Origin of the sequence: Panacibacter microcysteis, assembly GCF_015831355.1 — a bacterium.
Lineage (GTDB): Bacteria > Bacteroidota > Bacteroidia > Chitinophagales > Chitinophagaceae > Panacibacter > Panacibacter microcysteis.
This window is the reverse complement of sequence record NZ_JADWYR010000003.1, coordinates 336,639-362,888: the sequence shown is the minus strand read 5'-3', so window position 1 is coordinate 362,888 and position 26,250 is coordinate 336,639. Positions and strand designations below refer to the sequence as shown.

The window sequence follows — 26,250 nt, the reverse complement described above, 5'->3', positions numbered from 1 at the left end:
AGAATTGATATTAAAGTAATAAATGTCTTAGTCAATTACGAATAAAAATTACAAATGCCGAAACTTTTTTGTGCCCTGCGGCTGCTTACTGCCATAACTGGTTGCATCAAAGAAGCGGTGGTTGTTATTTCTGCGGCTAAAAGTATTAAAGTAGCCAATGATGAACAAATTTCTACCTGCCCGGTTATTACCATCAATGTTTGTTAATTTTAGCACCTTACTTCAATTGTCTCTTTATGAAAAAAATATGCTGCTTTGCCACTGTACTGCTTTGTATGTCTTTCGTGGTTTGCAATAGTGCATCGGCCCAAAAAAATCCTGACCGCGAATATTATAAGATAGTAATCTACCATTATAAAACTGCAGACCAGGAAAAACAACTCGATCAGTATCTCGAAAACGCATTGCTGCCCGCCCTACACAGGCAAAAGGTTGCAGACGTAGGTGTTTTTAAACCGCTTGCCAATGACACAGCCGCGGATAAACAACTTTACATGTTTATGCCATTTAAATCTTTAAAAGACATGGCCGGCGTTGATGCTGATGTAAAAAACGACAAATCTTACCAGGCTGCCGGCACCAGCTACATCAACGCTGTGTATGACAACCCGCCGTATACAAGACTCGAGACAATCATCATTTATGCATTTTCTATGGCGCCAAAAATGCAATTACCACAACTGAAAGCTGCAGCAAATGAAAGAGTATATGAATTACGCAGTTACGAGAGTGCCACAGAAAAAATATTTGCCAACAAAGTACACATGTTCAACGAAGGTGGTGAGGTGCCGCTTTTTAAACGACTTAACTTCAATGCCGTTTTTTATGGCGAAGTTGTTGCCGGTTCTAAAATGCCCAACCTGATGTACATGACCACTTTCGAAAATATGGCCGACAGAGATGCACATTGGAAATCTTTTGGTGAAGACGCGGAATGGAAGCAACTTTCCGCAAAACCCGAGTACCAAAAAAATGTACAGCACATCGATATTATCTTTTTACGCCCGACTACTTATTCAGATTTTTAGTTTGTACAACTTTACTGTTATTTGAAAAGCGTTGCCCACCTTTGGCCAACGCTTTTTATTTTGCCGGTATATGTGCGCATGAAATTAAGTACCCAAAAACACACGCTGATCGTGCCTTGCTGAATATTGATATGCAGCACAAGAGTGCGACGCAAGGAACGCTTTACAGTAGCAATGGTGCCTGGTTCAAAAAAAAATATGGATACCAGCTAATCACCCTGGTTGGGCATCGTTGCGTCGCAATCCGTTCATCTGCAAAACACCTATTGGGCTTCAGTTTCAGGGCACAGCCAACGCAAAAAAGAAAAAGGCCATCCGAAACCGGACAGCCTTTTTTTATGGTTCTCATGTGTGTGTTTATTCTTTTACAATCCTTGAAGTATACACTACTTTGCCGGTATTGTCTGTAACCTTTACAAAATAAACGCCTGCGCTTACTTTAGACAGGTCAATTTTAGCAGTATGTGTGTTTGCACTTAGTGCTGCAACAGCCACACCGTTTACATCATACACCCTTACTTCGTGCTTAACAGAAGAGGCCGGTAGATTGATGTACAGGAAGGAAGTAACCGGGTTTGGATAGACTTTTACCGCACCACCATTATTCAGGGTTATTGCTTCATTGACTGCCGCATTTACACTACGTGATGCAGTACCTGTTGTTACTTTCAATACATAACAATTAGCCGCGTCAAATGCACTGTTTTTAGCAGTTACGCGTACAGCATAGTTGCCCGGTGTTAATGTTGTATTGATTGTTTCATTTGCTGTGCCTGCATTTTTAGATTGCCCAACAATTGTATTGGCACTGTTGATGAGCGCAAGATCACAGTTGATCGGCAGGTTAGTAAGTGTGATGGAAACAGTACCGCCATTTGTTACAGTAAAACGATAAAAGTCTTTATCACCTGCCACGCTTATATTGCCATACACATCTGTGTTGAATGGAATTACTGCACCATTGGCCGCTTTGTTGTTGTTGTTTGTATCGTACTGGCCAAGGCATGAAGGACCTGTACCGCCAATAGCAAAATTTGCATTGGAAATATCGAAGAAGATATTGCCAACAGCCTCTACTTTTATACGGCAGGTGCTGCTGGTTACATTGGGTAATGTTACCACCTCACTTCCATCATTAGCAGTATTTGCAGCCAGTACGGTATTGAAATTAAGACCGCCGTCTGTAGAGAGGCTGATCTTTACATTCGCACAATTGATTGGGGCAGCATTGGTACCTGCCACGTCCCAGGTAATGGTTTGTTGCGTACCACCATTCCAGCTAACATTTGTGTTTGGCTGTGTAACCACAAACGGACCAGCAGTTGCAGCCACAGTTACGGTCATTTCATCGCTCATGTTGTTACCACCGCCTACATGGTTGTCTCTTACTGTAAAGCGGAAGTTAAGATCACGCGCTACAGAAGGTAAAGCTTCCCAGGTAGAAGTGGTTTGCCCGGCGAGTATTGTTGGCAATGCCGGGAAAACTCTTACCGGCAAAATGCTGTCGTTATATACGCGGAATACGGGGCCTGTTGTTGAAGTGGCAGAAGGGAATTTATTAGAAGTGCCACCTTCAAAAACATCAACCTGCTCCCAAATATAAGTGAGTGCATCGCCGCCGTTTACGTCAGCACCAGCGCCCGTTAAAGCAAAAGGTGTTGATTTTGGTATGGTATAGTTTGCACCTGCATTGGCAGTTGGTGCAGTATTGCCTGTATTTACTGTAACCGGGCATGTACTACCATTACCTGTTTTTGTATAGTTAGAAACCTGTGCAATGCTTACCACGCTAAAGAGGTCATCTGAATGCGCCTGTACATCGGTGCTGCCGGTAATACCTGCATAGCCCATGATGGTAGAGCCGCTGCCTGGTTCGATGTTTGCGCCGGAGCCTTCATTGCTGTAAGTAAATGTATGGTTGGCGCCAAACTGGTGACCCATTTCATGTGTCCAGTAGTCTATGACCATGTATTCGATAAGTGAAGGATCGTAATAGGCAGTAAAACCGCTGCCTTTGGACGAGTTGGTACAAACACAGCCAATACAGCCTGCATTACCGTTGTTATCACCAAAGGTTGGTACTTTACCAAGCAGGTGACCTACATCGTAATTACCACTTCCAATGCGTTCGTCAATTGTTTGTTGCGTTTTCGAGTTCCAGGAAGAACCAAACAATGGTGGTTTTGTTGGCCATGGATCGGTTGCAGGATCGAGAAACACGAGTGTATCTTCATCTGCAACATATTGCAGCCTTGCACCAAAATCTCTTTCATATACTGCATTGGCTCTTACGATGCATGTAGTAAGTACATCCATCACCTTTGCAATTCTTTGTGCGTCGCTCGTTTCTGTACCATCCAGGAAGAATTGGGAAAATTCACCGTTTACACAAAGTGCAAGGTCATATGTACGAAGTTTGCCATCATCTGCATTGCCGGTTAAAGCTGATGACCTTGCTGTATTACCTAACGAAGCTGCTACCGCTTTATCCATCTCGCATTTAAAACCTGCAGACCTGTCTGCCTCGTTTCTTGCATTTACCACATAAACACTGTTTGCTTTATCGGCAGGGTTTATATAGTAAGTAGGTTTTGTAGCAGATACCACCATTGCGTGAAAGCCTGAAGGTGTAACATCAAAATATATTGATGCGGTTTTGTCATCAATACCCTGGCCAATGTAAGTTTTGATACCCGGATATTTTGCAGCTAGTTTCGGAGCCATTACAGAAGATTCAGTGATGCGGAATTGTTCAAACCTGCCTTCTGCATTTGGAACGGAGATGGTCTTTGACGATTTTGAAACCGGGATCGCTTTCTCAGACAATGTGTTTAGCAGATTGCTTTTTAGTTCCGCCTCCTGCAACCTGAAAAAGCGAAAATCTGCTGGTTTAAAGTGCTTGTTGAATGCAGTTTTTGCTTGCTGGCTAAGCGATGACTCAGTAGCCTGTTTCCATAAGTCCTTATCATTCTGAGCATGTACGGATGCTGTAAATCCTCCACATACTAATGACAGGAGTAGAAGTCTTCTCATTTGATTTGGTTTTGGTTTAAAATTATTACAGGGGCATAAACTGGTTATCCAGGGTACGTCTCTGTTTGCAATTTAAATGATTTGAAACAGGATGAAATTGAAAATTTTTTAAGCCATGATAAAAAATATCAAACAAAACCGCGATTTATTTAATTATTTTTCTTTTCACTAAACAGATCGCAAAAAAATTTAAAGCAATAAAAAAGCAAAAGCCCGCTTACGCAGGCTTTTGCACAATATGTTTTCAATAACCCGTTAACTAACCCCGGTAACCTGCACAGTTTTATCAATTTTAAGGATCAGGCCCTGTAAAACTTTACCTGGACCAACTTCTGTAAATTGAGTGGCCCCGTCTGCAACCATTGCCTGTACACTCTGCGTCCATTTTACTGCGCCGGTAAGCTGGTCAATAAGGTTTGTTTTAATTTCTGCGGCCGAAGAAACTGCCCTTGCAACTACATTCTGGTACACCGGGCAGGAAGGCTCATTAAAATGCGTATTCTGAATAGCTGCAGCCAGTTCTTCCCTGGCCGGTGCCATAAGAGGGGAATGGAAAGCACCGCCTACAGGTAATACCAACGCTCTCTTTGCACCTGCAGCCTTCATTCTGTCGCAGGCTATTTCAATACCTTTTACAGAGCCGCTTATTACAAGCTGACCCGGGCAGTTATAATTTGCAGCAACAACTACCTCGCCTGTTTCTGCCTGCACGGCTGCACAAATCTCTTCCACTTTTACATCGTCCAATGCCAATACAGCCGCCATGGTAGAAGGTGCAACATCGCAGGCTTTTTGCATGGCGCCTGCCCGTATGCTTACCAGCTTTAACGCATCTTCGAAACTTAATGTATTGTTGGCTACGAGCGCAGAAAATTCACCGAGTGAGTGACCTGCAACCATATCGGGCGAAGCGCCACCGATGGTTTTGTAGGCTATAACAGAATGGAGAAAAACTGCAGGCTGTGTTACGTTGGTTTGTTTTAGCTGTTCATCTGTACCGGTAAACATGATCTCACTTATGCGAAAACCCAGTATATCGTTGGCCTGCTCAAATAACTGCTTAGCATTTTCATTGCTTTCGTACAGGTTTTTTCCCATGCCGCTGAACTGTGCGCCCTGGCCGGGAAATACAAATGCGTGTTTACTCATATATCATTATTAAGTGGTCAAAAATAAACAGGTTAATGGTATAAACAATGAATGAGGTAATGGTTGTACAATCCGGGATTTTTGCAGGTAAAATTTGCGGTGATCGCAGCACATGCAAGCACTGGTTACACCTGCTTTCAAAATTAATGGGGCAATAAAAAAGGGATAGCACTCGCATCCCTTGTTGAATATTTCAGTTAAACATCATCTTGCGTGGACTGGTGACCTGATCGCTACAGTTGCCACATAAACGGAACGCACAAGTGAGTGACACAACAGGCGATGCCACATGTGCCAATGCCTGTAACATTACCTGCTAAGATCTGCACTGATGAGCTTTACAAACTCGCTGCGCGTGGTATCTTTTTCAAACTCACCATAAAATGCTGAAGTGGTAGTAACAGAGTTTTGCTTTTGCACGCCACGCATCATCATACACAAATGTTTGGCTTCTATAACAACCGCAACGCCAAGCGGGTTAAGGCTTTCGCGAATGGCGTCCATTACCTGCACGGTTAAACGCTCCTGCACCTGCAGCCTTCGTGCAAACACATCTACCACACGTGCAATCTTACTTAAACCCGTAATCCATCCGTTTGGAATATAGGCTACGTGCGCCTTGCCAATGAATGGCAACATATGGTGTTCGCACATACTGTATATTTCAATGTCTTTTACAATAACCATCTCGCTGATAGGCTCATGAAATTTGGCAGAGTTAAGGATATCAACCGCATTTAGAGAATAGCCCTGCGTTAAATACTGCATGGCCTTTGCAATGCGCTCCGGCGTTTTCAGCAGCCCTTCACGGTCAGCATCTTCGCCAATCAATTCCAGTATATTTTTATAATTAACCACCAGGTTTTCTGTAACCTGCTCATCGTATGTTTCTTTTTTTGTGTAACCCATTGTAGTTTTTATTTTTTGTGAGCCAGACTTTTGAATAAGTATTAAGCACCTGTTGCGTCGCACTCTTGTACACCGTATCATGCATCAGCTCTTCCGGGTGTATCAGCGTTTAACGTGGAAAGCTGTTTACAATGCAAGTGCGTTTCATCACTGTCAAACCGGGAATTCAACAAAGTTGCGTGGTGTTTCGTACAGCCGCACCTGCAGATCGAAGCGTGTATCGATCCTGGCACGCAACAAGTCGTAAATAACCATTACAATATTTTCTGCTGTCGGGTTCAGCGTTTTGAATTCGGCAGTATCGAGATTGAGGTTTTTATGGTCAAATCTTTCCAGCACATGTGTGTTGATGATGTTGCTGAGTTCTTTCATATCGATCACATAGCCTGTATCGGGGTTTGGTTCGCCGGTAACTTTTACTTCCAGTTCATAATTATGCCCGTGATAGTTAGGGTTGTTGCATTTGCCAAACACTTTGTCATTCATTTCATTGCTCCACGCAGCGTTGTGCAACCTGTGCGCTGCATTGAAATGCTCCTTCCTGTATACTGCTACTTTTCTGCTCATAATATTTAAATTAAGGAATTACTGTTTTACCTGCAGTTAATTTCCTTATTTCTTCAAGTGCCACTAATAACAGGGCGAACGTTAAAAAGTTTAGTCACCATAATATTCTACGTAAATACGGGGTGTTTCATACAACTTTATACAGTGCAACTGTACATTGGCGGGTAAATGAGGAGTTAACTGGTTCCATATTCCTATGGCAAGATTTTCTGTACTACACATTTTATCAGCAAGGAATGCAACATCGAGGTTGAGATTTTTATGGTCCACTTTTGCAATTACATGTTCTTTTATAATAACCTTGAGCTTCTTTACATCCATCAGGAAACCCGTGTCAGCATCGGGTTCTCCTTTGATTGTTACAAACAGGTCGAAGTTGTGACCATGCCAGTTTTCATTGGCACATGGGCCAAACATTTCTTCATTCTTTTCTTTACTCCACTTTGGATTGTAAAGTTTATGTGCGGCGTTAAAGTGTTCTAATCTTGTGAGGTAAACCATCTCGCTCAGGAAAATTTTGGCAAAGGTAATGCAATGAAATAAAATGAGGTGTTGCTGCAAAACACAGTGCCTTCTACTGCTTCATTATTGGCAGTTACCTGTATTTTTTTATGCTTATGTGGTCAAATAAAAAAACTTCTTGCATATGTTGGCGGGTAAACTTATCTTACAGCAGTTTTTTAAGGGTTTAGGGTTGAAAAAAGCCGCGATAGTCTTATCGTGGCTATTTTTTTGCACCTAAGTAAAATTTGTTTTTCGCCACAATAAACAGGTATTTACTACACAAAAAAAAGCCCCTCACGAATGTGAAGGGCATTAGCAAAGCAAGCAACAGCAGAAAAAAATCAAAATACATTGTATCCAAAACTTACATAGTATAATCCGCCTATGTAAGGATTACCAAATGCGTTGCGGTAATAATTGTTGAAAAGGTTTGTAGCACCCAGCTTGACAAGGTTTTTGCTTTTGCCGAGTTTATAACTCAGTAAAAGGTCCATCGTACCAAAAGATGGTATGGTACCGGAACCGAATGTACCTTCCCAACTTACATCGTCCTGCCATTTATAAAGTACGTTAAAGCCAAGGCCTTTGTAAACATTTGCATTACCAAAACCAAGGTTGTAACGAATCTTAGGTGTGTTGAAGAACGTTACAAAATCTTCCGGTACGTCCTGCAGCTGATCTCCATAAACATTGCCTTTAATGGTATAACCTTTACCCGCAGAGTACTCAGCTCCAAAACCCCAGCCGGTTGCTTTTACAGGTGTAGGACTGTTTTTAACGAAAGAGTAATTCGTCGAAGTAAACGGACTCAGCAGTTCGCCGTAAGTAGCGGCCTCGCTCATACTTTGGCCACCTGCTACTGCTTCTCTTCCTATAAAGTTTTTATACTTGCTGGTATAAAAATAAGCGTCTATCAAAAGTTTTTTGGCGATGATACCGCGATAACCGATTTCAAAAGACTGCATCGATTCCGGAACAACCGTTTTTAACTGCACACGTTCCAGCAATGTAGGATCGGCAACACCGGTTTGGGCGTAGGCTGCCCGGTAATTAACCACGCTCTGTGCGGAAAATACGGGATTTGAAGTAGAGAATTTATAATAGTCATTAAAGCCTGGTAAGCAACCTATCAGGATACTGCCTGGTGTTCTGAGATTGATCCACTGATCCTGGTTTGTAGGAAACCGATAGGCTTGTTGATAAGAAAGCCTGATGTGATTGTCTTTAGCAACTTTTACAGACGCCGTTATGCGGGGAGTGAACCGGCCTTCAAAGTTTTGATTTTTATCAAATCTTCCGGAAGCAGACAACTTGAGAACATCTTTCAGCAGTGATTTCTGCAACTGCATAAATGCACCAACCTCTGAAATTTTTATGGACCCAAGGCTGTCGGGATCGTCTGCGAAAATAGTGCCGTTAGATTTAAGATCGTACCACCGATAACTTGCCCCAACCAAAACATCTATCACCTTTATATATGGGGTAAGATTATACTGCCCTTCAAAATGGTAAACGCCTGATTTATCTTTAAACTGAGAGCCACCCTCTCCTATTGATGTAGTGGTTGCTTTATTAAACGCATCCTGGAATTCTTTGGAGCCGGGTGCGAATCTACCTTGATCCGCATAGCCCCTAGCTGTAGTATGTGCTTGTGCTGAAGGCAGTCCGGATAATACAGCATCAGTATAAACAGCAGTATATTGTTGAAACCAGACAGAGTTTGCCTTCCAGGCATTATTTATAGATAGTGCGGTTAACGTTGAAGCATACGAGTCGCCAGAGTTCTCCTGTGTTGTGTATGCTCTAAACAGCCAGTTTGGGTTTTTTATCTCAAATTTATACTGTCCAATCCTGAAGTTTTTTAATGAATACCTGTCTGCTCCAGTATAAACACTTGTCCCTGACCCCCAATTGGCTGTTAACGACATTTGAGTAGATGGGGTAATGTTAAAATATAATCCAGCATTAAATTTGAGGTTTTTAGCATCGTAATCTACAATATCTTTTTCCTGATAGCCTGTGCGACTTACAGCCTGAGCACCATATACGTCCTTATACTGAGCAGGATTTAATGACGGACCAAAATATCCTGCATAAAATGGAAGGAAAGCATTTAAAGGAGCAGTAGCAGGATTCGCTGCGAGAGTAGCTTTAACATCCGTATAAGGCATGGAACTAATTAACTGATTCAACAAATCCGTTGTACCTGGTGGCAATGTAGGAACACCTTGAAAGACCGCAACTTGTGCAAAACTTTTAAGTCCAGCGCTTGCTTCATCACCGAAAATATTTACACCATCATAATTTGGATCTGAAGCTCTCGTTCCACCGTTTGGATCTATTTTACTTAAAACGTTGTTACGCAAAAGATTGGTGCTGTCATTTGCCTGCCAGTCATTTGCCTTTATATATTCGGCGCCCACTTTAAACGCGAATTTTTCTGACACCTTTTTACCCCATCTGAAACTCCAGTCATAAAAAGGTGCAGCATTATGTCTTGAATCATTAATATGGTTTACTCCCTGCTTGATTTGGAAACTTACACCCTGGTATTTAAAAGGATCTTTACTGGATACAAGCAACGTACCGTTCATGCCCCCCGAACCATAGAGTGCAGAAGATGCACCGGACAACAATTCCATATTATCAACATCCAGTTCAGAAAGCCCGATCACATTACCCACAGAAAAATTAAGGCTTGGTGCCGCGTTGTCCATACCATCTACCAATTGGTTGAAACGTAAATTACCGCTGCCATTAAACCCTCTTGTACTAACTGTTTTAAAAGTATAGCTGGATGTTGTAATGTCAACACCTTTTAAGTTATTCAATGCATCATAATAACTGGCACCCGGCGTGTTTCTTATAGTTGATGCGTTAACACGCTCTATTGAAACCGGTGCTTCCATTATTCTTTGCGGTAATTTGGTTGCAGCTACCACGATATCCTGGCCAAGTGCATAAGAAACATTTAATTCTACAGTAACTTCTCCCCCGTTGTATTCCACTTCTTTTGTTTCAAAGCTGATAGCGCTTACCACTAATGTAAACGGAGGCTTTTGTGAAGTAGTAAATTTAAAGTTTCCCTTGTCATCGGTATATGCACCTATTGCTGAACCTTTGATAACGACAGATACCGCGGAAACAGATTCCTTGGTAGTGCTGTTTAAAATCTTTCCTGATACTGTTGTTGTTTGAGCAAAACTTTTAAAACTGATTAACAGGGCGACAAAGCAAATCACTGGAATGCACTGACTCTTTCTCATGAGGATGTTAGTTTAAATTAAGTTGAACAGGCAATGATAACAATTGTTATTTTTCTCGTAAAATTTTTATTGTCCACATTTGTGCAGATAAATTACGCTATTTAATCTGTAATACCATGCTGTAAACCCATAAAGAGATAATTTTGGCACATGGCAAACTTTACATTCCCTCACCAAACCTCCTTTTATAAAGGAAAAGTAAGAGACGTTTATACTATTAATAATCAATGGCTGGTAATGATAGCGAGCAACCGTATTTCTGCCTTCGATGTTATTTTACCAAGACCGATACCTTATAAAGGACAGGTTTTAAATCAAATAGCTGCTTACATGCTGGGGGCCACCCAGGATATTTGTCAAAACTGGTTATACGCCACCCCTGCGCCCAATGTTGCCATCGGCAAAAAATGCGAACCATTCAAAATTGAAATGGTCGTGCGTGGCAACCTTACGGGGCATGCATGGCGCACCTACAACGCTGGCAAAAGAACACTTTGCGGTGTACAAATGCCGGAAGGTCTAAAAGAAAACGACTTTTTCCCCTCTCCTATTATAACGCCTTCCACAAAAGCTTCTGAAGGCCACGATGAAGACATCTCAGCAGAAGAAATTATCGCCGGTGGCCTTGCAACAAAAGATGAGTGGGAAACGCTTTGCAAATACACTTTGGCTCTTTTTGCCAGGGGTAAAGAAATTGCTGCCAAACGCGGCCTTATACTCGTGGATACGAAATACGAATTTGGCAAACTGAAAGACCAGATTGTTTTGATGGATGAAATTCATACACCCGATTCATCGCGCTATTTCTATGCAGATGGTTATGAAGAACGCCAGCAAAAAGGCGAACGCCAGAAGCAACTTAGCAAAGAGTTTGTACGCGAATGGCTTATTGCCAACAACTTTATGGGCAAGGAAGGGCAAACAGTGCCTGACATGACTGATGAATGGGTTGACACCATCTCCAAACGCTACATAGAATTATACGAGCAGGTTATTGGCGAGCCTTTTAAACCGAAGGAACTGAGCGACGAAGAAACATACGAATGCATCATTTCAAGCCTCAGCAACTTTAGCGCTTAACACCAATACCAGTTTACAGCAACCATACAACTGCCCATGCAACTGAATACGGCTATTTTCGATATGGACGGACTTTTGATCGACAGCGAACCACTCTGGAACGAAGCAGCAGCAGAAGTTTTCAGGATGTACGGCGTTTCCCTTTCTGAAGAACAATATCATTCCACTACAGGTTTGCGTACAAAAGAATTTGTGCAATGGTGGTTTCAGCATTTCAACCTGGGCGATGCAGAACATGCCCGTGCAGAAAAACTGATCTTCGAAAAAGTAATTGAAAAAATAGAACAGAAAGGCAGAGTTATGCCGGGCGTGCCGTACATCTTCCGCTTCTTTCATGAGCGCGGTTTTAAAATAGGCATTGCATCTTCTTCACCGCTGGGTATGATTGATAAGGCTATTGAAATGTGCGGTCTGCAACAGTTTGTGCAGGCAAAGGCGTCGGCAGAAAACTTACCCCATGGCAAGCCACACCCACAGGTTTACCTGGATTGTGCCCTTGCATTAAATGCAGACCCGCTGGAATGTATTTGTTTCGAAGATTCATTTCCCGGTCTTATTGCCGTAAAAGCAGCCCGCATGAAATGCGTGGTGGTGCCACATTTCAGCCAGCAAAAGAGTGAGAAATGGGTTATTGCAGATCTCAGGATTTCATCATTACAAAATTTTGGCGAGCTGCATTTAAACCTGATGCAGTAAGTTTTTGTAACCGGCAATCGTTTTTCATGGCATCGCCGGTTGTGTCACTCACTTGTACTGATGGTTTTTATGGCATCTTTTCGTTGCGCTTTCCTCCCACTTCCTTATGATCACTCTTCTTTATTAAGTTTTGCAACACCGCAAATAAAATGGTTGTAAAAAGCTTACGCCGGTAGCACCTTGCTGCATAATGATATGCAGTACAAGCGTGCGACGCAACCAAAGTTTAATAGCAGCACTGCTGCCGGGTACATAAAAAAAACTCCCGCAAAAATTGCAGGAGTTTCGATAAAAAAATATGATTAACTAAGCAACTGCATTTTTAACGAGGTCAGCAGCTTCGCTTAACTGAATTGCACTCTGTACTTTAAGACCACTTTCATCTATAAGCTTCTTTGCTTCTGCTGCATTGGTGCCCTGTAAACGAACAATGATAGGAATGTTGATATTGCCCAGTTTGTTATATGCTTCAATAACACCGGCCGCAACCCTGTCGCAACGCACAATACCGCCAAAAATGTTGATGAGGATGGCTTTTACATTTGGGTCTTTCATGATTATGCGGAAACCGGCTTCTACCGTTTGCGCATTTGCGGTACCGCCTACATCAAGAAAGTTGGCAGGCTCTCCGCCACTCAGTTTGATCATATCCATCGTAGCCATGGCCAGGCCTGCGCCGTTTACCATACAGCCAACATTACCATCAAGTTTTACAAAGTTGAGGTTAAACTGACCTGCTTCTACTTCTGTAGGGTCTTCTTCTGTAATATCTCTCATTGCTGCAAGATCCGGGTGACGCATCAATGCATTCTCATCAAGATTCATTTTACAGTCAACCGCAATTATCTTCTCATCACTTGTTTTGAAAAGCGGGTTAATCTCAAGCATGGAGCAATCGAGCCCCACATACGCGTTGTACAGGTTGGTTACAAACTTTACACAGTTTTTAAAAGCCTCGCCGCTAAGACCGAGGTTGAAGGCAATCTTTCTTGCCTGGAAACCCTGCAGGCCACCACCCGGGTGTACCCATTCTTTATAAATTTTCTCAGGTGTGCTGTGCGCAACTTCTTCAATATCCATTCCGCCTTCTGTACTGTACATAATTACATTTTGTCCTTTTGCACGATCGAGAAGGATAGACAGGTAAAATTCTTTTACAGGGTTTGGACCGGGATAATACACATCCTGTGCTACCAGTATCTTGTTTACCTTTTTACCCGCAGCACCTGTTTGAATGGTTACCAATGTATGACCTAAAATATTTTTGGCAATGCTGCTGATATCTTCAAGGCTCTTTGCCACGGCTACACCGCGCTGTTCAGTGCCCTCTATTTTACCTTTACCACGGCCACCCGCATGAATCTGGGCTTTAACCACGGCAAAATTGTTTCCTGTTTGTGTTTTAATCTGGCGATACGCTTCTTCGGCGCTCATTACATTATCCACCGCAATGCCTTCCTGTACGGGCACATTGTATTTTTTCAGCAGTTCTTTTGCCTGGTATTCATGTAGGTTCATACTGTAAAATTTGGTTGCGAAGATAGGAGTAAATGAAACAAGTTACAAGCCGTGAAAAAACGATCAAATCTGTTATTTGGTTTACGTTGCAAAAACAGTTTTATGCTGCCTGCAAACATTACTCAATATTTTTTTACAACCCGGTTAAACGTGATCTATGCTATGTCTGCTTCAAATAACCTTGTGCCCGGTTTTTAATTTACAACGGGAATTTATATCTTGCCTATGTAACAATCGTAAAGCCTGCAAAACAACGATACCCGAAAGAAAGATTTTACTGTTCCTTACCCGTACATGTTGACTGCAGGCTGATACGCACATGAATGGCACAATTTTTCCTGAACAAAAGTTTTCCTGTTAAGAGTTTCTCTGTTTAAGCAACCAACTGTTCAATACCTCCATCTTTCTATACCTATGATGACTGCATCTTATTTACCACGCATGTGGACACACCAAATAATTGTATTATGACCAAAACACTTACCCAACTAACATTTGTACTGTCGCTTCTGCTTTTCTCATCTTTGCTGCGTGCACAACAAAAGCCCAATGTTATTTTTATCGTAGTAGATGATCTTGGGGCCGTATTTGAGGCATACGGCAACAGCGACGTGCCTACACCTAATTTCTACCGGCTCATGGAACACGGCACAATGTTTAAACAGGTGTATTGCCAATACGCGCTGTGCAGCCCAAGCCGGGCAACACTCCTTAGCGGCAAAAGACCAAACTCTACCGGCGTACTAAACAATGGCACCAGTATTCGTGTAAAACTGGGCGCCGATTATAAATTTTTACCGGAGTACTTTCAAAGCCTTGGCTATTATACTGCCAAATTTGGGAAAATGACCTGTGGGCACGAAGAAGAAATAGCCTGGAACTATTACTACGACAGCGTTTCGGGAGATGGCATTTCCGGTATTGGCGGCTCGCCCAAATGGTGGGTAGATACATCCCGCAAAATAGTGGAAGACACGAGGAGCGGCGTATTTACAACAGCTATGATCAGGCATATGCAGCAACCCGGAACAGGCAAACCCTATTTCTACGCACTGGGCCTGGAAGCGCACAATGAATTTGATCCCATTCTGTCTGCATGGAACAAAATTGGCGATGCTGCAACACAGCAATTATTGCCTGTAGACCTTGCAGGCACTAAAACAAACGTATACGGAAACGGGTCTGGCAACATTACGCTGCCCAATACCCCGGTAAACGACGCAGACGACATACCGCTACCGGCGCTGAAAAGCCTGGAACAATATCCCCCGGATGAGTGGCGCAACATAAGGCATGCATACTACGCCGAAATAACACAGGTGGATGATTTGATCGGTAAGGTAATGGACGAACTGGACACCGAAGATGCGTGGAAGAATACCGTGGTAGTATTTACAAGTGATCATGGCATACAAACAGGCGAGCACAACGGCCTTTGGTTTAAACAAACACTGTTTGAAGGAGCGTTAAGAGTTCCGCTCGTGGTATGCGCGCCGGGTAAGCCTGCAGGCATTCACAACAGCCCGGTCGAATTGGTTGACCTATACGCGACTCTCGCAGAACTTTGCAGCCTGCCCATACCTGCAGACCAGGAAGGTTCGAGCCTGGTACCGTTGCTTGACAGGCAAAATGTGCGCTGGAAAGCCGCAGCCTTTGCACAGGTAAGAAGGGTTGACAGGCAAGGCAGCAGCGACACTACACTTTCCGATGCGGTAAGAACAACTCAATACCATTATAACTCATGGGGTGTAGATGGAGAAGAACTCTACGACATCATTAATGACCCTGATGAATTTACCAATCTTGTTACCAACCCCCAATATGCAGGTGTGTTGGATACCATGCGTAATTTATTAGTGAATAACTGGCAGGGGGCAAAACCACCAAAGTATAAGACAAAAACATTTTACAGGGATGCAGATGGCGATACATACGGCACAAGAGCAGACACCATTATTGCATATTTTGCCCACAAAGGGTATGTGTCAACACCGGGCGACTGTAACGATACAAAAGCTTCTGTAAACCCGGGCGCTGCAGAAAAGACCTGCAATGGCTTAGATGATAACTGTAACGAGATAATTGATGAAGGAAAGGTTTTACCAAAAATAGCACCTACCGGCAGCCTTGATATTTGTATCACAGATTCTGTTTTACTTACCGTTAGTAACCCGTTGCCAAACTCTGCTTATCAATGGAGCAGGGGCAATGTAGATATTGCCGGTGCAACGGGCATCTCGTTTACAGCAAAACTGGTGGGGAATTACCGGGTGGTTGCAACCAATACCAAAGCTGGGTGCAGCAGCACTTCCGGCGTTACAAAGGTTACCAATTCCTGTCCTGCAACAGCATTGTCGGCTGTTGGCAGTAACGCAGTAACAACAACTGTACAACCCATGGCTCACACGTTGTACCCAAATCCATCCAAAGGTGTGATCAATGTACAATATACAGCCCTGACCAACCGGGACATTAACCTGCAGGTGACAGACCTGGCAGGCAAAACATTGTTCACCCAAAAACGCAGCAGCAGCAAAGGTGCAAACACCTTTAGTCTCGATCTGTTGTCACTTACCTCGGGTGTTTACTATCTCTACATAACAGAAGATGTCAATCACAGCCGGATGAAATTTATTATACAGCATTAATACTGCCAGAATATTATTCCTTAAAGAAGCGCCGCTCATACATACGGCGCTTCTTTTTTACAGTATTTTTGATGTATGAACCGTATAGAAAAATTACAGGCTTACCTGGAGAAATCTCCTGATGATAATTTTCTGAAACACGCACTTGCACTGGAGTTCAGGAAAATGAATGACGATGCCATGGCGAGAAAGCTTTTTGAAGATATTCTTACAAAAGATCCGTCTTACGTTGGCTCTTATTACCAGTTGGGAAAACTGCTCGAAGAACTGGGCGAAAAAGAAAACGCTGTTGCATGGTATGAGAAAGGCATGACTGCTGCAAGAACGGCGAAAGATAATCACGCATACAACGAACTGAGAAGCGCATATGAAGAACTTATTGATTAAATTAGCATACTACCGCGGAAGTAGCTCACCTGGTAGAGCGACAGCTTCCCAAGCTGTAGGCAGCGGGTTCGAGTCCCGTCTTCCGCTCACAAAAAAACCGTCGTAAAAGACGGTTTTCTTTTTTTTAGTTTGCAGGCTTGCGCTCTTTCATTTGTTCTCTCATTCGCTCATCCATTTCCTTCATTTTCTTCACCTGTTCGGCTGTTAGCCCGGCATTTTTTAAACGCTCGTACATTTCCTTTTTCATAGCCTCCATCCTGGTGCGCTTATCGCCTTCCTGCAGGGATTGATCGGTCATAACAGCCCTCATTTTAGGCTGCATTTCCTGTCTTATCGCCACTACCGAATCTATCATTACGTCAGAAAGATTGAGCGAATCTTTCAACCGCTGTCTCATGGCCTCTTTCATCTGGCCTTTCTGGCCGCCGCCTTGCGCAGATGCGCTCAAAGCAAAAAACGATAAAGCCACAACGAGTACTACTGAGCATATTTTTTTCATAACCTGTCTTTTGTTTAAATGTGTAGTAAAGTGACTGATAAAAAACGGTATAGCTTAATGATGTGCTTTATTAAATTGCTAAAATTTGTAAAGAAAAATATGAGCCAGGCATTTGACCGCTCATCAGCATCGTTGCGTCGCACTCTTGTACGCCGGAATGTTAACGCGACTGCAGCCCCCGGTATCAGTCACTAAGCACTGTCCGCAACTTCCTGAAGTAATCAGCAGCATACAAAAGCCTGCTGCCATACCAGCTAAACATTTCACCATCTGCCAGCATAACCTTTACACCAGGCAATACATGTTTTAGTTCATCAATATGTTTTTCTTTGAACGGGAAGGGTTCAGATGAGAGTAAAACCACTGCAGGGTTTAAATCCTTTATCTCTGCCACAGTAATAACAGGGTAGCGATTTTTTGCAACGCAAACATTTTCGAAACCACAATATGCCAGCATATCACTGATAAACGTATCTCCACCAACAGTCATGTAGGGGTCTTTCCAAATGAGGTAACATACACGAATCTTACGATCGTTACCAACTGGCTGTTTAAAAAATTGACTAATGCGTGTGGTGATCTCTGCTGCCCGTGTTTCCCGTGCCGTAATGGCACCGATAGTATTGATCATAGCCAGTGCATCGACGAGTGTGTTTACATCACTGATCCATACCGGTGCAAAAGCCGAGAGCGCCTCTACCTGTTCTTTCACATTCTCTTCTTTGTTTGCAATAATAAGGTCCGGTTGAAGGGCTTTTACTTTTGCAATGTCCACATTTTTTGTACCACCTACCCGTTGCTTTTGCCTGAACCACTGTTCGGGATGCACGCAAAATTTTGTAATACCTGCCACTTCTTTATCAAGGCCAAGATCGAATAACAGCTCTGTTTGCGAAGGAACGAGTGAGACAATACTGCGTGGTGGATGATGCACTAAAGTAACAATGCGCTGTAACTGGTCTTTAATCCGGAACATGCAATAAAGATAAAAGCTAAACAGCTTATGACAATTTTATGCGTGCTGCTTTACCATTGAGACGTTTGTGGCGAAATATATGCGTTGAATTTTGTATGTGAAGCACTGCCTGTGTTCACGGTATTAACCATTGCTGTTTGCAACCACAGGTTACATGCTCCCGGTGTGGCACAGCCGCAGCGCTATCTGCCTGTGATCGCTGCAGCCGCCATAAAATACTATTGTACAAGTGAGTGACACAACAGGCGATGCCACGAAGGGCTATGCCCGTAACATTAGTATTAAACAACTGCTGCTTCTTTTTCGGCATTGCCTGTGGATACGTAAATGGTCTCATGTTCTCCTTTCACCTCGTCTTCTGCCAGTTTTTGTTTGGCCACTTTTGAGGTTTTGTGATCGCCTGTGTGGCTCCAGCCCGGCGGCATAATCATGTAAAGAAGTTTATTCTTCAGCCCGGGTGCATTTTTCATGTCGATGAACAAATAATAAATTTCACCAAAGTAAACATCCCAGAAATTGCGCGGGTTAATCTTTCTTGTAATGCCGTACTGAATGGGCAACTCTCTTTTTTCATCCTGGTATGTGCCAAAAGCCCTGTCCCAAATATTGAGAAGGTTGCAAAAATTGGTATCCATGTATTGCACATTTTTTGCATGGTGCACCCGGTGATGTGACGGCGTTAAAATAAAACGGTTAAGAAAACCAAGCCTGCCGTTTTTTATAATATTCTCCCCTACATGTATAAAACCGCCCCATGTGCCATCTATGAACATGATAAAAAATAACAATGGCGGATTTACACCCAGTAGAATGCAAATAGATGTTCTTATAAAATCTGCGTACGGTGCCTCCAGGAAAAAATGCGCATAGGTTACTGATAAATTCATCTGCTCCGGCGCATGGTGCGTGGAGTGTAAGCACCACAATATTCTAACCTTATGTGCCAGGAAATGATATACGAAATGCGCCAGCTCCCAAACAACATATCCATAGATAAACCAGTACCAGGTAAACGATGTTTTAAAAATGGCGAACTTTTCAAAAAGGCCGATACAGAAAGCCACCGCAGCAACCGAAATAACTCTTGAGATAAGCCTGTTTGCAATGAATATGAAAAACGGCACGCGGTAATCATCTACTTTAAACTTCTTATAAAATGCAGCGCGGATAATTTCAATCAGTAACAGGAATGGCACAAAAGGTACTACTACAGATATTACACCGTCTAACGTATGCAGCTTGCTGTAATCGCCTTTTTTTACCATCTCTATAACGCCACCAATACTAAAAAAGGAAACCACCTCATTGTATAAAAACTCAAATACATTCGCCATGACAAACAATTGGAAGTGAAGAAATAGTGATTCGTTAGTAAGCGCCAAATTACTATTTGTAAAGTTACAAACTCATTGTTTATTAGCACATGCTTGGTGCATATTAACATTTTGCCTGTTGGAATAATAAAAAAATATATACCTTACCTGACCAACTGATTTGTATGAGTAACCCAGGCAACCAGCCAGCCAAAAGGATCGTCTCAATAGATATACTGCGTGGTGCTGTAATGATCATTATGGCGCTGGATCATGTAAGAGATTTTTTCCATATTCATGCATTTGACGATGACCCCACCAATCTTGCCACCACCACACCGTTGTTGTTCTTCACCAGGTGGATAACACATTTCTGCGCACCCGTGTTTCTCTTCCTGTCCGGCACATCAGCATTTCTTGCAGGGCAGAAAAAAACAACCAAAGAGCACAGTATCTTCCTTATTAAAAGAGGCCTGTGGCTGGTGTTTGTGGAATTGATTGTAATTACGCTTGGCTGGACGTTTAACCCGCTTTACAACGTTTTTATTTTGCAGGTCATATGGGCAATTGGCTGCAGCATGATCATTCTTGGTTTACTGGTAAGAACATCACTGCCGGTGATTTTTATAACCGGTCTTATAATTACAGCGGGCCATAACATAATTGATTACATACAGCCTCCGCAGGAGGGGCCTGCATATGTGGTTTACACCATCCTTTTTAAAGGTGCATTTGCTTTTTTTCCTTACACAGCGCAAAGAGGCTTTCTCGATGTGTATGCTATACTGCCATGGACAGGCGTAATGCTGCTGGGCTATGCGGCAGGTAAATATTTTCTGCCGCAGGTAACAGCAGGAAAAAGAAAACAGGCATTAATGACTCTTGGCATTGCAACAACATTATTGTTTGTTGTATTACGTTTTATCAACGGGTATGGAGATCCCAAACCGTGGGCTGCGCAAACATCGGTACTTTATACAATTTTCTCATTTGTCAACACAACGAAGTACCCCGCATCACTACTATACCTGTGCATGACGATCGGGCCGGCACTCATCGTATTATCATTGATCGGGCATGTGCAAAACAGGGTGTCAGCCATACTTATCACTTATGGCCGCGTACCATTTTTATATTATGTGTTGCACTTTTACCTGATCCATCTTTTTTGTGTAATTGCATTTTTTGCTTCCGGGCATGGTGTACATGAAATCATTGATCCCAACTTACCGTTCCTGTTCAGGCCTGTTAAGTACGGCTTCGATCTGTGGGTGGTTTATCTTGTATGGATCATCGTGGTTGTAGTACTGTACTGGCCATGTAAGTGGTTTAACCGCTACCGTGCAACACACCGGCAGTGGTGGCTGAGCTATATATAATTTTTTTTCAGCCGGCTGCGGTAGTGCTATTGAGCTTCGTTGTGTCACTCACTTCAACGCCTTTTTCGTTAATCAACAGCGACCTTCGCAGATATTTTATCATGATCAATAATAATAATTTTTATCTTTCTTTTTCAACACCCTTTCATGCAGGCAACAAAACAACGCATCCATTCAATTGATATTCTCAGAGGTATTGTAATGCTGATCATGGCATTGGATCATGTAAGAGATTTCTTCCATATTCATGGTATGGATGATACCCCAACCAATCTTGCCACAACCACTCCCGCTCTTTTCTTTACGCGGTGGATCACCCATTTCTGTGCACCAACATTTGTATTTCTTTCCGGCATATCGGCCTTTATTGCAGGCCGGCGAAAAACAACAAAAGAACTCAGTGCATTTCTTATAAAACGAGGCCTGTGGCTTATACTGGTAGAAGTAGTGGTTATAACATTTGCCCTTTCATACGATCCTTTTTATAACAAAATATTTTTGCAGGTTATATGGGCAATCGGTTTTAGTATGATTATCCTGGGGGTACTGACAAGAACTTCCATCACTGTTATAACCATTACAGGCCTGCTGCTGGTGCTTGGTCACAACATTTTTGATTATATCAAGTTAGCTGATGGCGCCGGCGCTGCTATCCTCAAAGCCAGTATCGCATCCGGTTTTAACTTCATCCCGTTAGGTGGTAGCAGGGCGATCCTGATGTTTTATACAGCGCTGCCATGGACAGGTGTCATGCTGCTCGGCTATGCTTTTGGAACCATATATAAACAGGAGTACGAAGCCAAAAGAAGAAGGTACCTGATCTTTGTTTCCGGCATAGCAGTTACATTGGTCTTTATATTACTGCGACTGGTAAACATGTATGGAGATCCGGCACCATGGACGGTACAAAAAGACGGCATGCTGACTTTCTTATCTTTCCTGAATACAACAAAATACCCGCCATCGCTCATGTACGTGTGTATGACACTTGGGCCGGCGCTTATCGTTCTGGCACTTACTGAAACCGCGCAGAACAGGCTTGCTAAAATATTGATGGTGTATGGAAGAGTTCCTTTCTTTTATTACGTGCTACATTTCTTTCTTATTCATACGCTGCTGGTAGTTTTGTTTTACTGGTCTGGTTGTACTTCAAAAGATATTGTTGATCCCAATATTCCCTTCAACTTCAGGCCGCTGCATTTTGGTTACGGCTTACCAGTTGTATACCTGATCTGGTTTTGTGTAATTGCTGCGCTGTATTTTCCCTGTAAATGGTTTAACAGGTACAAGGCCACGCATGACCAATGGTGGCTGAGTTATGTGTAAAGTTATAAAACAAAGAGACCGGCGCCTGCGGCGCCGGTCTCTTTGTTTACGTTACAGCTATACAATCCTGTTGTTGTTAACAGAAGTTTTTAGAACCGGGTTTATCTGGTAAGTAACGATTGCACCTGTTTTTAAAACTTCCACGATCCTGTAACCCCTGTATGGCGTACCCCAGTTGCCGCCTGCATGCGAATCGAAAAAGTAGTATTTGTTTTCATGCTCTTTCACATTGTCCTGGTCATGATCATGGCCATGAAAAACAGCTTTCAGGTTTTTCTGGCTGCCAAACATATTCACCAGTTCCGGGCAAGGTAAACCGGCTTTGGTCCAGTTGAAAGGTGTTATATGCATAAATACAAACAACTGCTTTTTATGGTCATACTTTGCAAGTTGTTCTTTTGTCCAGCCAGCATCGGGACAAATATATTTACCGCTGTCATCCGCGCTGTTTAATACGATAAAACCAGTATCACCATGTTCAAACGCGTAGTGCCACCTGGTATTCCATGTTTGCTCCCATACGTTTTCATTTACGCGGTCGTGGTTGCCATGAGACACGTGATAAGGCATGACAAGCATATCCCATTGTTGCTTTACCAACGGCAGCATTGCCGGGTCGTCGTGCAAAAGATCGCCGTTGATAAAAGTAAAATCAACACCCCTGTTTGCCCGTTCTGCATTGATCCATGCTACCATTTCTTTATGCATCTCATCAAATGCAGTACCGGGCTGCCCGTAGTGACCGTCTGAAGCTATGGCAAAGCGCAGCAATACCTCTTCTTTGCGTGGCATCGTAAAATCTGCTGCCGCAAAAGACTGCATCGCATTACCGGCACTTATAATAACAGCACTCCGGAAACCAAGCTGCAGAAACTTTCTCCTGTTTATATACATGGTTCTGGTTTTGTATTGCTAAGTAACCAAATTTATATGATGCAATTGTTAAGTATATTACCACAAAAAAGTTCCGCTCTTTAAAGCGGAACTCTTGAAGATTCATGCTGTTGTTATCTTATTACCACAACGCGGTTGTCCCTGCGGTTTTTGTAAGGCGCATACCTTGCATCGCGGCTGTTTACAATTACAACCTGGCGGTTACGGAAATTTCTGTATTTCCTGAATTGATTCCTGTGGTAATCATGGTAAGCAAATGCCCCTGGCTGATTGAGCACTACTTTGTAACCTGAGTAAAGATCATAATTACGGTAGTTATAAGGCAATGTGTTTGCGTAGATCCACTGACCACGGTTTTGATACACGAATTGTCTTGCCATTACATCGTAATACATATCAATATCCGGCAGGTAATAAAACTGTGCATAATCATAACCTGCAGGCCCCCACATTGGCTGGTTGCCAATGTTGGCATTAATGCGAACACTTACCTGTGCACTTGCTGTTGCTGTGTAAACAATACTTCCAAGTAGTAATGCTGATACGAGTAAAAATCTTTTCATAGTTTTTATTTTTGTTTGATTGCTATATGCCAAAGCAAATGCCAATGATTGTTAGTAAAAACAGAAACATTCTTTATAAAAAACACAAATATTTCTGCAGTATTAAACCTTCTGAAAAACCTTTATGTTACCAGCTTTTGCAGTGCTATGAGGCTATCGTTGCGTCGCACTCTTGTACTGATGAAGCTATATTGGGCAACGCGAAGATTAACGAAGAAGATAATTACCGGAACCAGCAACATAAGACGCAACGAAACGATGCTATGAAAGCGGAACGCACAAGTGAGTGACACAACAGGCGATGACCAAAGAACAAATGCCGGTTACACAATCTTTTACAGCAATATCATAAAGCAGCAAACAAATGCGTTGTAAATTTGACTTTCAGCTATGCGAATAATACTTACAGCTATACTGGCATTGTGCATTTTACAAACAGGCGCGCAATACACAAAATGGGTAATACAATTTACCGATAAGCAGCACTCTCCCTATAGTTTAAGTAACCCTGCAGCCTATCTTTCTGCAAAAGCTATCGAACGGAGAAGCCTGCACCAGGTGCCGCTTGACAGCAGCGACCTTCCTGTAAACCCATTGTATATTCAACAGGTTCTTGCGACAGGCGATGTGACATATTTAAGCCAGTCCAAATGGCTTAACCAGGTATTGATTGTGTGTAAAGATGCAGCAACCATCAATGCTATTAATGCGTTGCCTTTTGTTCAACAATCAAGAGCAGGCAGCCTGTTTAAATCTGCAAACCCTAATACTGAGCGAAGCAATGAACGGATACAAAAACTTAATGTTACAAACAAAACAGCACAGGTGGCCGGTGAAGCATTTGACTACGGCGCAAACTATAACCAGGTAAATATTCATAATGGCGCATTCCTGCATGATAAAGGCTTTACAGGAAAAGGAATAACAATTGCTATACTCGATGGCGGCTTCAACAAGTACAAAGAACTGCGGGCTTTTGACAGCATACGTACACAGCAACTGGTATTGGGAGAAAAAGATTTTGTTGATTACGATAACAGCGTAAATGAAGATCACCCGCATGGTATGTATTGCTTGAGTACCATTGCAGCAAATGTTCCGGGTACCATGGTAGGCACTGCGCCACACGCATCGTTCTGGCTGATGCGTACAGAAAATACAGCGAGTGAATACCCTGTTGAAGAACACAACTGGGTGGCGGCTGCAGAATTTGCTGACAGTGCCGGTGCAGATATGATCAGCTCTTCACTTGGTTATTATGTTTTCGACGATGCCACCTTCAACCATAGCTACAACGACTTTTATAAAAACAGTACTACCGTGAGTATGGGAGCTGCAATGGCTGCAAAAAAAGGTATGATCGTAACCAACAGCGCCGGCAATGAGGGCGCCGGTAGCTGGAAATATATTATTTTCCCGGCAGACGGAGATAGTGTATGTGCCGTGGGTGCAGTAGGCAATGATGGCAACATTGCATCTTTCAGCAGTTACGGCTATCCCGGAAAAGTAAAACCGAATATTGTATCTGTAGGTGCAGGAACAGTTATCTGGGGAACAAATGATATCCCTGTATCGGGCAGTGGCACTTCTTTTTCAAACCCAAATATAAACGGGTTGATTGCATGTCTCTGGCAGGCATTCCCGGCATTTGAAAATATGACCATTCTGAATGCTGTTTATGAAAGTGCTGACCGTTATGCCAATCCCGGCAATCGTTATGGCTATGGTATACCAGACATGAAAAAGGCATACGCCATTTTAAAAAAGAAACAAAATACAGCGCTATACGGAAACGATTGGCTTTTTGCAACACCCAACCCCTTTACCACGAGGATAGATATAAAATTCATTCCACAGGAAGACGGGAACACCACAATATCGCTTATTGATAAAGAACGTAACATCATTCAATCTCTTACGCTATATACAGAAGCGCAGGAAGTGTATGATACCGCTTTTACAGCGCTTGATAATCTGCCGGGCGGCAATTACACGGTGTTGTATAATAATGGAACCAATGCAAAAAGCTTGTCACTGCTTAAGAATGGTATTATAATGCATGACTGGCTGATGGCGGCACCCATACCTTTCGGCAGGCAATTTACCGTTTACCTGGAGGCCCCGGAAACCGGCACGATCAATCTCAGGCTGACAGATGTGGCGGGAAAAACAATCAGTACCAAACAGTTAAACGTTTCCGCAGGTGTACATTACGCCATTCCGTTTAACAACCTCCATAACCTTTCTCACGGCGTTTACCTTCTTCAATATGTGGGCACCAAAAAGAAAACCATCAAAGTAATGCGATAGCACCAACAGCGTTTACCTTATAAACCACTTAAAAAAACGTAAACTACAGCTCTCCTTGCTGCACCTGTATATTCCGTTGCAACAAAAAAATACTGCCGCCAAAGTGCACAACAGCCGCGTTCCATAGCGCGAAAATCAATCGCAAAGCCTCTGCAGGATTAGGCATAACCAACAAACTATTTGGAATTCGGTAACGTTTACGGAT

Annotated in this window: 21 protein-coding genes and 1 tRNA gene; 10 read left to right on the top strand and 12 right to left on the bottom strand. The window is 42.8% G+C overall.

Translation table 11 applies throughout. The features are described 5' to 3' along the window. Positions 1-54: 54 nt before the first annotated feature. Together I5907_RS20920 and I5907_RS20915 are read left to right on the top strand one after the other, a co-directional pair. A complete protein-coding gene (locus tag I5907_RS20920; RefSeq protein WP_196992798.1) occupies positions 55-207 on the top strand; it encodes a hypothetical protein in 153 nt (50 codons plus the stop codon). A 29-nt stretch (positions 208-236) separates the two neighbouring features. Beyond that, entirely contained in the window at positions 237-1,028 is a 792-nt protein-coding gene (locus I5907_RS20915) for an NIPSNAP family protein (protein WP_196992797.1), read from the top strand. A gap of 357 nt (positions 1,029-1,385) precedes the next feature. Here the strand turns inward: I5907_RS20915 and I5907_RS20910 are convergent, their stop codons facing one another. From I5907_RS20910 to I5907_RS20885, 6 genes are all read right to left on the bottom strand, one after another. Then, complete coding sequence (locus tag I5907_RS20910; RefSeq protein ID WP_196992796.1) at positions 1,386-4,061, bottom strand: reprolysin-like metallopeptidase; 2,676 nt, start codon at positions 4,059-4,061, stop codon at positions 1,386-1,388. A gap of 255 nt (positions 4,062-4,316) precedes the next feature. Further along, positions 4,317-5,210, bottom strand: coding sequence for an ACP S-malonyltransferase (fabD, locus tag I5907_RS20905; RefSeq protein ID WP_196992795.1), 894 nt, complete (start codon positions 5,208-5,210; stop codon positions 4,317-4,319). 309 nt (positions 5,211-5,519) lie between these two features. Next, a complete protein-coding gene (gene folE, locus I5907_RS20900; RefSeq protein WP_196992794.1) occupies positions 5,520-6,119 on the bottom strand; it encodes a GTP cyclohydrolase I FolE in 600 nt (199 codons plus the stop codon). A gap of 153 nt (positions 6,120-6,272) precedes the next feature. Further along, positions 6,273-6,686 (bottom strand): 6-pyruvoyl trahydropterin synthase family protein, encoded by a 414-nt coding sequence (locus tag I5907_RS20895; RefSeq protein ID WP_196992793.1) that lies wholly within the window; start codon positions 6,684-6,686, stop codon positions 6,273-6,275. A gap of 90 nt (positions 6,687-6,776) precedes the next feature. After that, complete coding sequence (locus tag I5907_RS20890) at positions 6,777-7,187, bottom strand: 6-pyruvoyl trahydropterin synthase family protein (protein ID WP_196992792.1); 411 nt, start codon at positions 7,185-7,187, stop codon at positions 6,777-6,779. Between the two features lie 344 nt (positions 7,188-7,531). Further along, complete coding sequence (locus I5907_RS20885) at positions 7,532-10,456, bottom strand: TonB-dependent receptor domain-containing protein (RefSeq protein WP_196992791.1); 2,925 nt, start codon at positions 10,454-10,456, stop codon at positions 7,532-7,534. A 150-nt stretch (positions 10,457-10,606) separates the two neighbouring features. Here I5907_RS20885 and I5907_RS20880 point away from each other — a divergent pair, with 150 nt between their 5' ends. After that, the gene (locus I5907_RS20880; RefSeq protein ID WP_196992790.1) at positions 10,607-11,536 is read left to right on the top strand and encodes a phosphoribosylaminoimidazolesuccinocarboxamide synthase; all 930 of its coding nucleotides are present in this window, start codon (positions 10,607-10,609) and stop codon (positions 11,534-11,536) included. A gap of 36 nt (positions 11,537-11,572) precedes the next feature. Beyond that, positions 11,573-12,232 (top strand): hexitol phosphatase HxpB, encoded by a 660-nt coding sequence (hxpB, locus tag I5907_RS20875; protein ID WP_196992789.1) that lies wholly within the window; start codon positions 11,573-11,575, stop codon positions 12,230-12,232. A 306-nt stretch (positions 12,233-12,538) separates the two neighbouring features. Here the strand turns inward: hxpB and sucC are convergent, their stop codons facing one another. Next, positions 12,539-13,750, bottom strand: coding sequence for an ADP-forming succinate--CoA ligase subunit beta (gene sucC / locus I5907_RS20870; protein ID WP_196992788.1), 1,212 nt, complete (start codon positions 13,748-13,750; stop codon positions 12,539-12,541). A 467-nt stretch (positions 13,751-14,217) separates the two neighbouring features. Between sucC and I5907_RS20865 the strand changes: the two genes are divergently transcribed. From I5907_RS20865 to I5907_RS20855, 3 genes are all read left to right on the top strand, one after another. Continuing rightward, positions 14,218-16,398: a sulfatase-like hydrolase/transferase gene (locus I5907_RS20865; RefSeq protein ID WP_196992787.1), complete on the top strand. Its 2,181-nt coding sequence runs from the start codon at positions 14,218-14,220 to the stop codon at positions 16,396-16,398. A 75-nt stretch (positions 16,399-16,473) separates the two neighbouring features. Further along, a complete protein-coding gene (locus I5907_RS20860) occupies positions 16,474-16,785 on the top strand; it encodes a tetratricopeptide repeat protein (RefSeq protein ID WP_196992786.1) in 312 nt (103 codons plus the stop codon). Positions 16,786-16,799: 14 nt separating this feature from the next. Next, positions 16,800-16,872, top strand: a tRNA-Gly gene (locus I5907_RS20855). A gap of 37 nt (positions 16,873-16,909) precedes the next feature. Here the strand turns inward: I5907_RS20855 and I5907_RS20850 are convergent. From I5907_RS20850 to I5907_RS20840, 3 genes are all read right to left on the bottom strand, one after another. After that, positions 16,910-17,284 carry a hypothetical protein gene (locus I5907_RS20850; RefSeq protein ID WP_196992785.1) on the bottom strand — a complete coding sequence of 125 codons (375 nt, stop codon included), beginning with the start codon at positions 17,282-17,284 and terminating at the stop codon, positions 16,910-16,912. A 184-nt stretch (positions 17,285-17,468) separates the two neighbouring features. Continuing rightward, positions 17,469-18,260, bottom strand: coding sequence for an ABC transporter substrate-binding protein (locus I5907_RS20845; protein ID WP_196992784.1), 792 nt, complete (start codon positions 18,258-18,260; stop codon positions 17,469-17,471). 281 nt (positions 18,261-18,541) lie between these two features. Further along, positions 18,542-19,594 (bottom strand): sterol desaturase family protein, encoded by a 1,053-nt coding sequence (locus I5907_RS20840; protein ID WP_196992783.1) that lies wholly within the window; start codon positions 19,592-19,594, stop codon positions 18,542-18,544. Positions 19,595-19,758: 164 nt separating this feature from the next. Between I5907_RS20840 and I5907_RS20835 the strand changes: the two genes are divergently transcribed. Beyond that, positions 19,759-20,952 (top strand): acetyltransferase domain-containing protein, encoded by a 1,194-nt coding sequence (locus I5907_RS20835; protein ID WP_196992782.1) that lies wholly within the window; start codon positions 19,759-19,761, stop codon positions 20,950-20,952. A 147-nt stretch (positions 20,953-21,099) separates the two neighbouring features. Beyond that, the gene (locus I5907_RS20830) at positions 21,100-22,278 is read left to right on the top strand and encodes an acetyltransferase domain-containing protein (RefSeq protein ID WP_196992781.1); all 1,179 of its coding nucleotides are present in this window, start codon (positions 21,100-21,102) and stop codon (positions 22,276-22,278) included. Between the two features lie 57 nt (positions 22,279-22,335). Here the strand turns inward: I5907_RS20830 and I5907_RS20825 are convergent, their stop codons facing one another. After that, positions 22,336-23,172 (bottom strand): metallophosphoesterase family protein, encoded by an 837-nt coding sequence (locus tag I5907_RS20825; RefSeq protein WP_196992780.1) that lies wholly within the window; start codon positions 23,170-23,172, stop codon positions 22,336-22,338. 113 nt (positions 23,173-23,285) lie between these two features. Beyond that, positions 23,286-23,735 carry a hypothetical protein gene (locus I5907_RS20820; protein WP_196992779.1) on the bottom strand — a complete coding sequence of 150 codons (450 nt, stop codon included), beginning with the start codon at positions 23,733-23,735 and terminating at the stop codon, positions 23,286-23,288. Positions 23,736-24,125: 390 nt separating this feature from the next. On the opposite strand from I5907_RS20820, the gene I5907_RS20815 reads away from it, so the two are divergent. After that, positions 24,126-26,045 (top strand): S8 family serine peptidase, encoded by a 1,920-nt coding sequence (locus I5907_RS20815; RefSeq protein WP_196992778.1) that lies wholly within the window; start codon positions 24,126-24,128, stop codon positions 26,043-26,045. Positions 26,046-26,250 lie beyond the last annotated feature (205 nt).

Excerpts from the sequence above, each read along its gene's own strand:
- I5907_RS20920 (WP_196992798.1), top strand. The coding sequence starts at position 55 with ATGCCGAAACTTTTTTGTGCCCTGCGGCTGCTTACTGCCATAACTGGT.
- I5907_RS20915 (WP_196992797.1), top strand. The coding sequence starts at position 237 with ATGAAAAAAATATGCTGCTTTGCCACTGTACTGCTTTGTATGTCTTTC.
- I5907_RS20910 (WP_196992796.1), bottom strand. The coding sequence starts at position 4,061 with ATGAGAAGACTTCTACTCCTGTCATTAGTATGTGGAGGATTTACAGCA.
- fabD (WP_196992795.1), bottom strand. The coding sequence starts at position 5,210 with ATGAGTAAACACGCATTTGTATTTCCCGGCCAGGGCGCACAGTTCAGC.
- folE (WP_196992794.1), bottom strand. The coding sequence starts at position 6,119 with ATGGGTTACACAAAAAAAGAAACATACGATGAGCAGGTTACAGAAAAC.
- I5907_RS20895 (WP_196992793.1), bottom strand. The coding sequence starts at position 6,686 with ATGAGCAGAAAAGTAGCAGTATACAGGAAGGAGCATTTCAATGCAGCG.
- I5907_RS20890 (WP_196992792.1), bottom strand. The coding sequence starts at position 7,187 with ATGGTTTACCTCACAAGATTAGAACACTTTAACGCCGCACATAAACTT.
- I5907_RS20885 (WP_196992791.1), bottom strand. The coding sequence starts at position 10,456 with ATGAGAAAGAGTCAGTGCATTCCAGTGATTTGCTTTGTCGCCCTGTTA.
- I5907_RS20880 (WP_196992790.1), top strand. The coding sequence starts at position 10,607 with ATGGCAAACTTTACATTCCCTCACCAAACCTCCTTTTATAAAGGAAAA.
- hxpB (WP_196992789.1), top strand. The coding sequence starts at position 11,573 with ATGCAACTGAATACGGCTATTTTCGATATGGACGGACTTTTGATCGAC.
- sucC (WP_196992788.1), bottom strand. The coding sequence starts at position 13,750 with ATGAACCTACATGAATACCAGGCAAAAGAACTGCTGAAAAAATACAAT.
- I5907_RS20865 (WP_196992787.1), top strand. The coding sequence starts at position 14,218 with ATGACCAAAACACTTACCCAACTAACATTTGTACTGTCGCTTCTGCTT.
- I5907_RS20860 (WP_196992786.1), top strand. The coding sequence starts at position 16,474 with ATGAACCGTATAGAAAAATTACAGGCTTACCTGGAGAAATCTCCTGAT.
- I5907_RS20850 (WP_196992785.1), bottom strand. The coding sequence starts at position 17,284 with ATGAAAAAAATATGCTCAGTAGTACTCGTTGTGGCTTTATCGTTTTTT.
- I5907_RS20845 (WP_196992784.1), bottom strand. The coding sequence starts at position 18,260 with ATGTTCCGGATTAAAGACCAGTTACAGCGCATTGTTACTTTAGTGCAT.
- I5907_RS20840 (WP_196992783.1), bottom strand. The coding sequence starts at position 19,594 with ATGGCGAATGTATTTGAGTTTTTATACAATGAGGTGGTTTCCTTTTTT.
- I5907_RS20835 (WP_196992782.1), top strand. The coding sequence starts at position 19,759 with ATGAGTAACCCAGGCAACCAGCCAGCCAAAAGGATCGTCTCAATAGAT.
- I5907_RS20830 (WP_196992781.1), top strand. The coding sequence starts at position 21,100 with ATGCAGGCAACAAAACAACGCATCCATTCAATTGATATTCTCAGAGGT.
- I5907_RS20825 (WP_196992780.1), bottom strand. The coding sequence starts at position 23,172 with ATGTATATAAACAGGAGAAAGTTTCTGCAGCTTGGTTTCCGGAGTGCT.
- I5907_RS20820 (WP_196992779.1), bottom strand. The coding sequence starts at position 23,735 with ATGAAAAGATTTTTACTCGTATCAGCATTACTACTTGGAAGTATTGTT.
- I5907_RS20815 (WP_196992778.1), top strand. The coding sequence starts at position 24,126 with ATGCGAATAATACTTACAGCTATACTGGCATTGTGCATTTTACAAACA.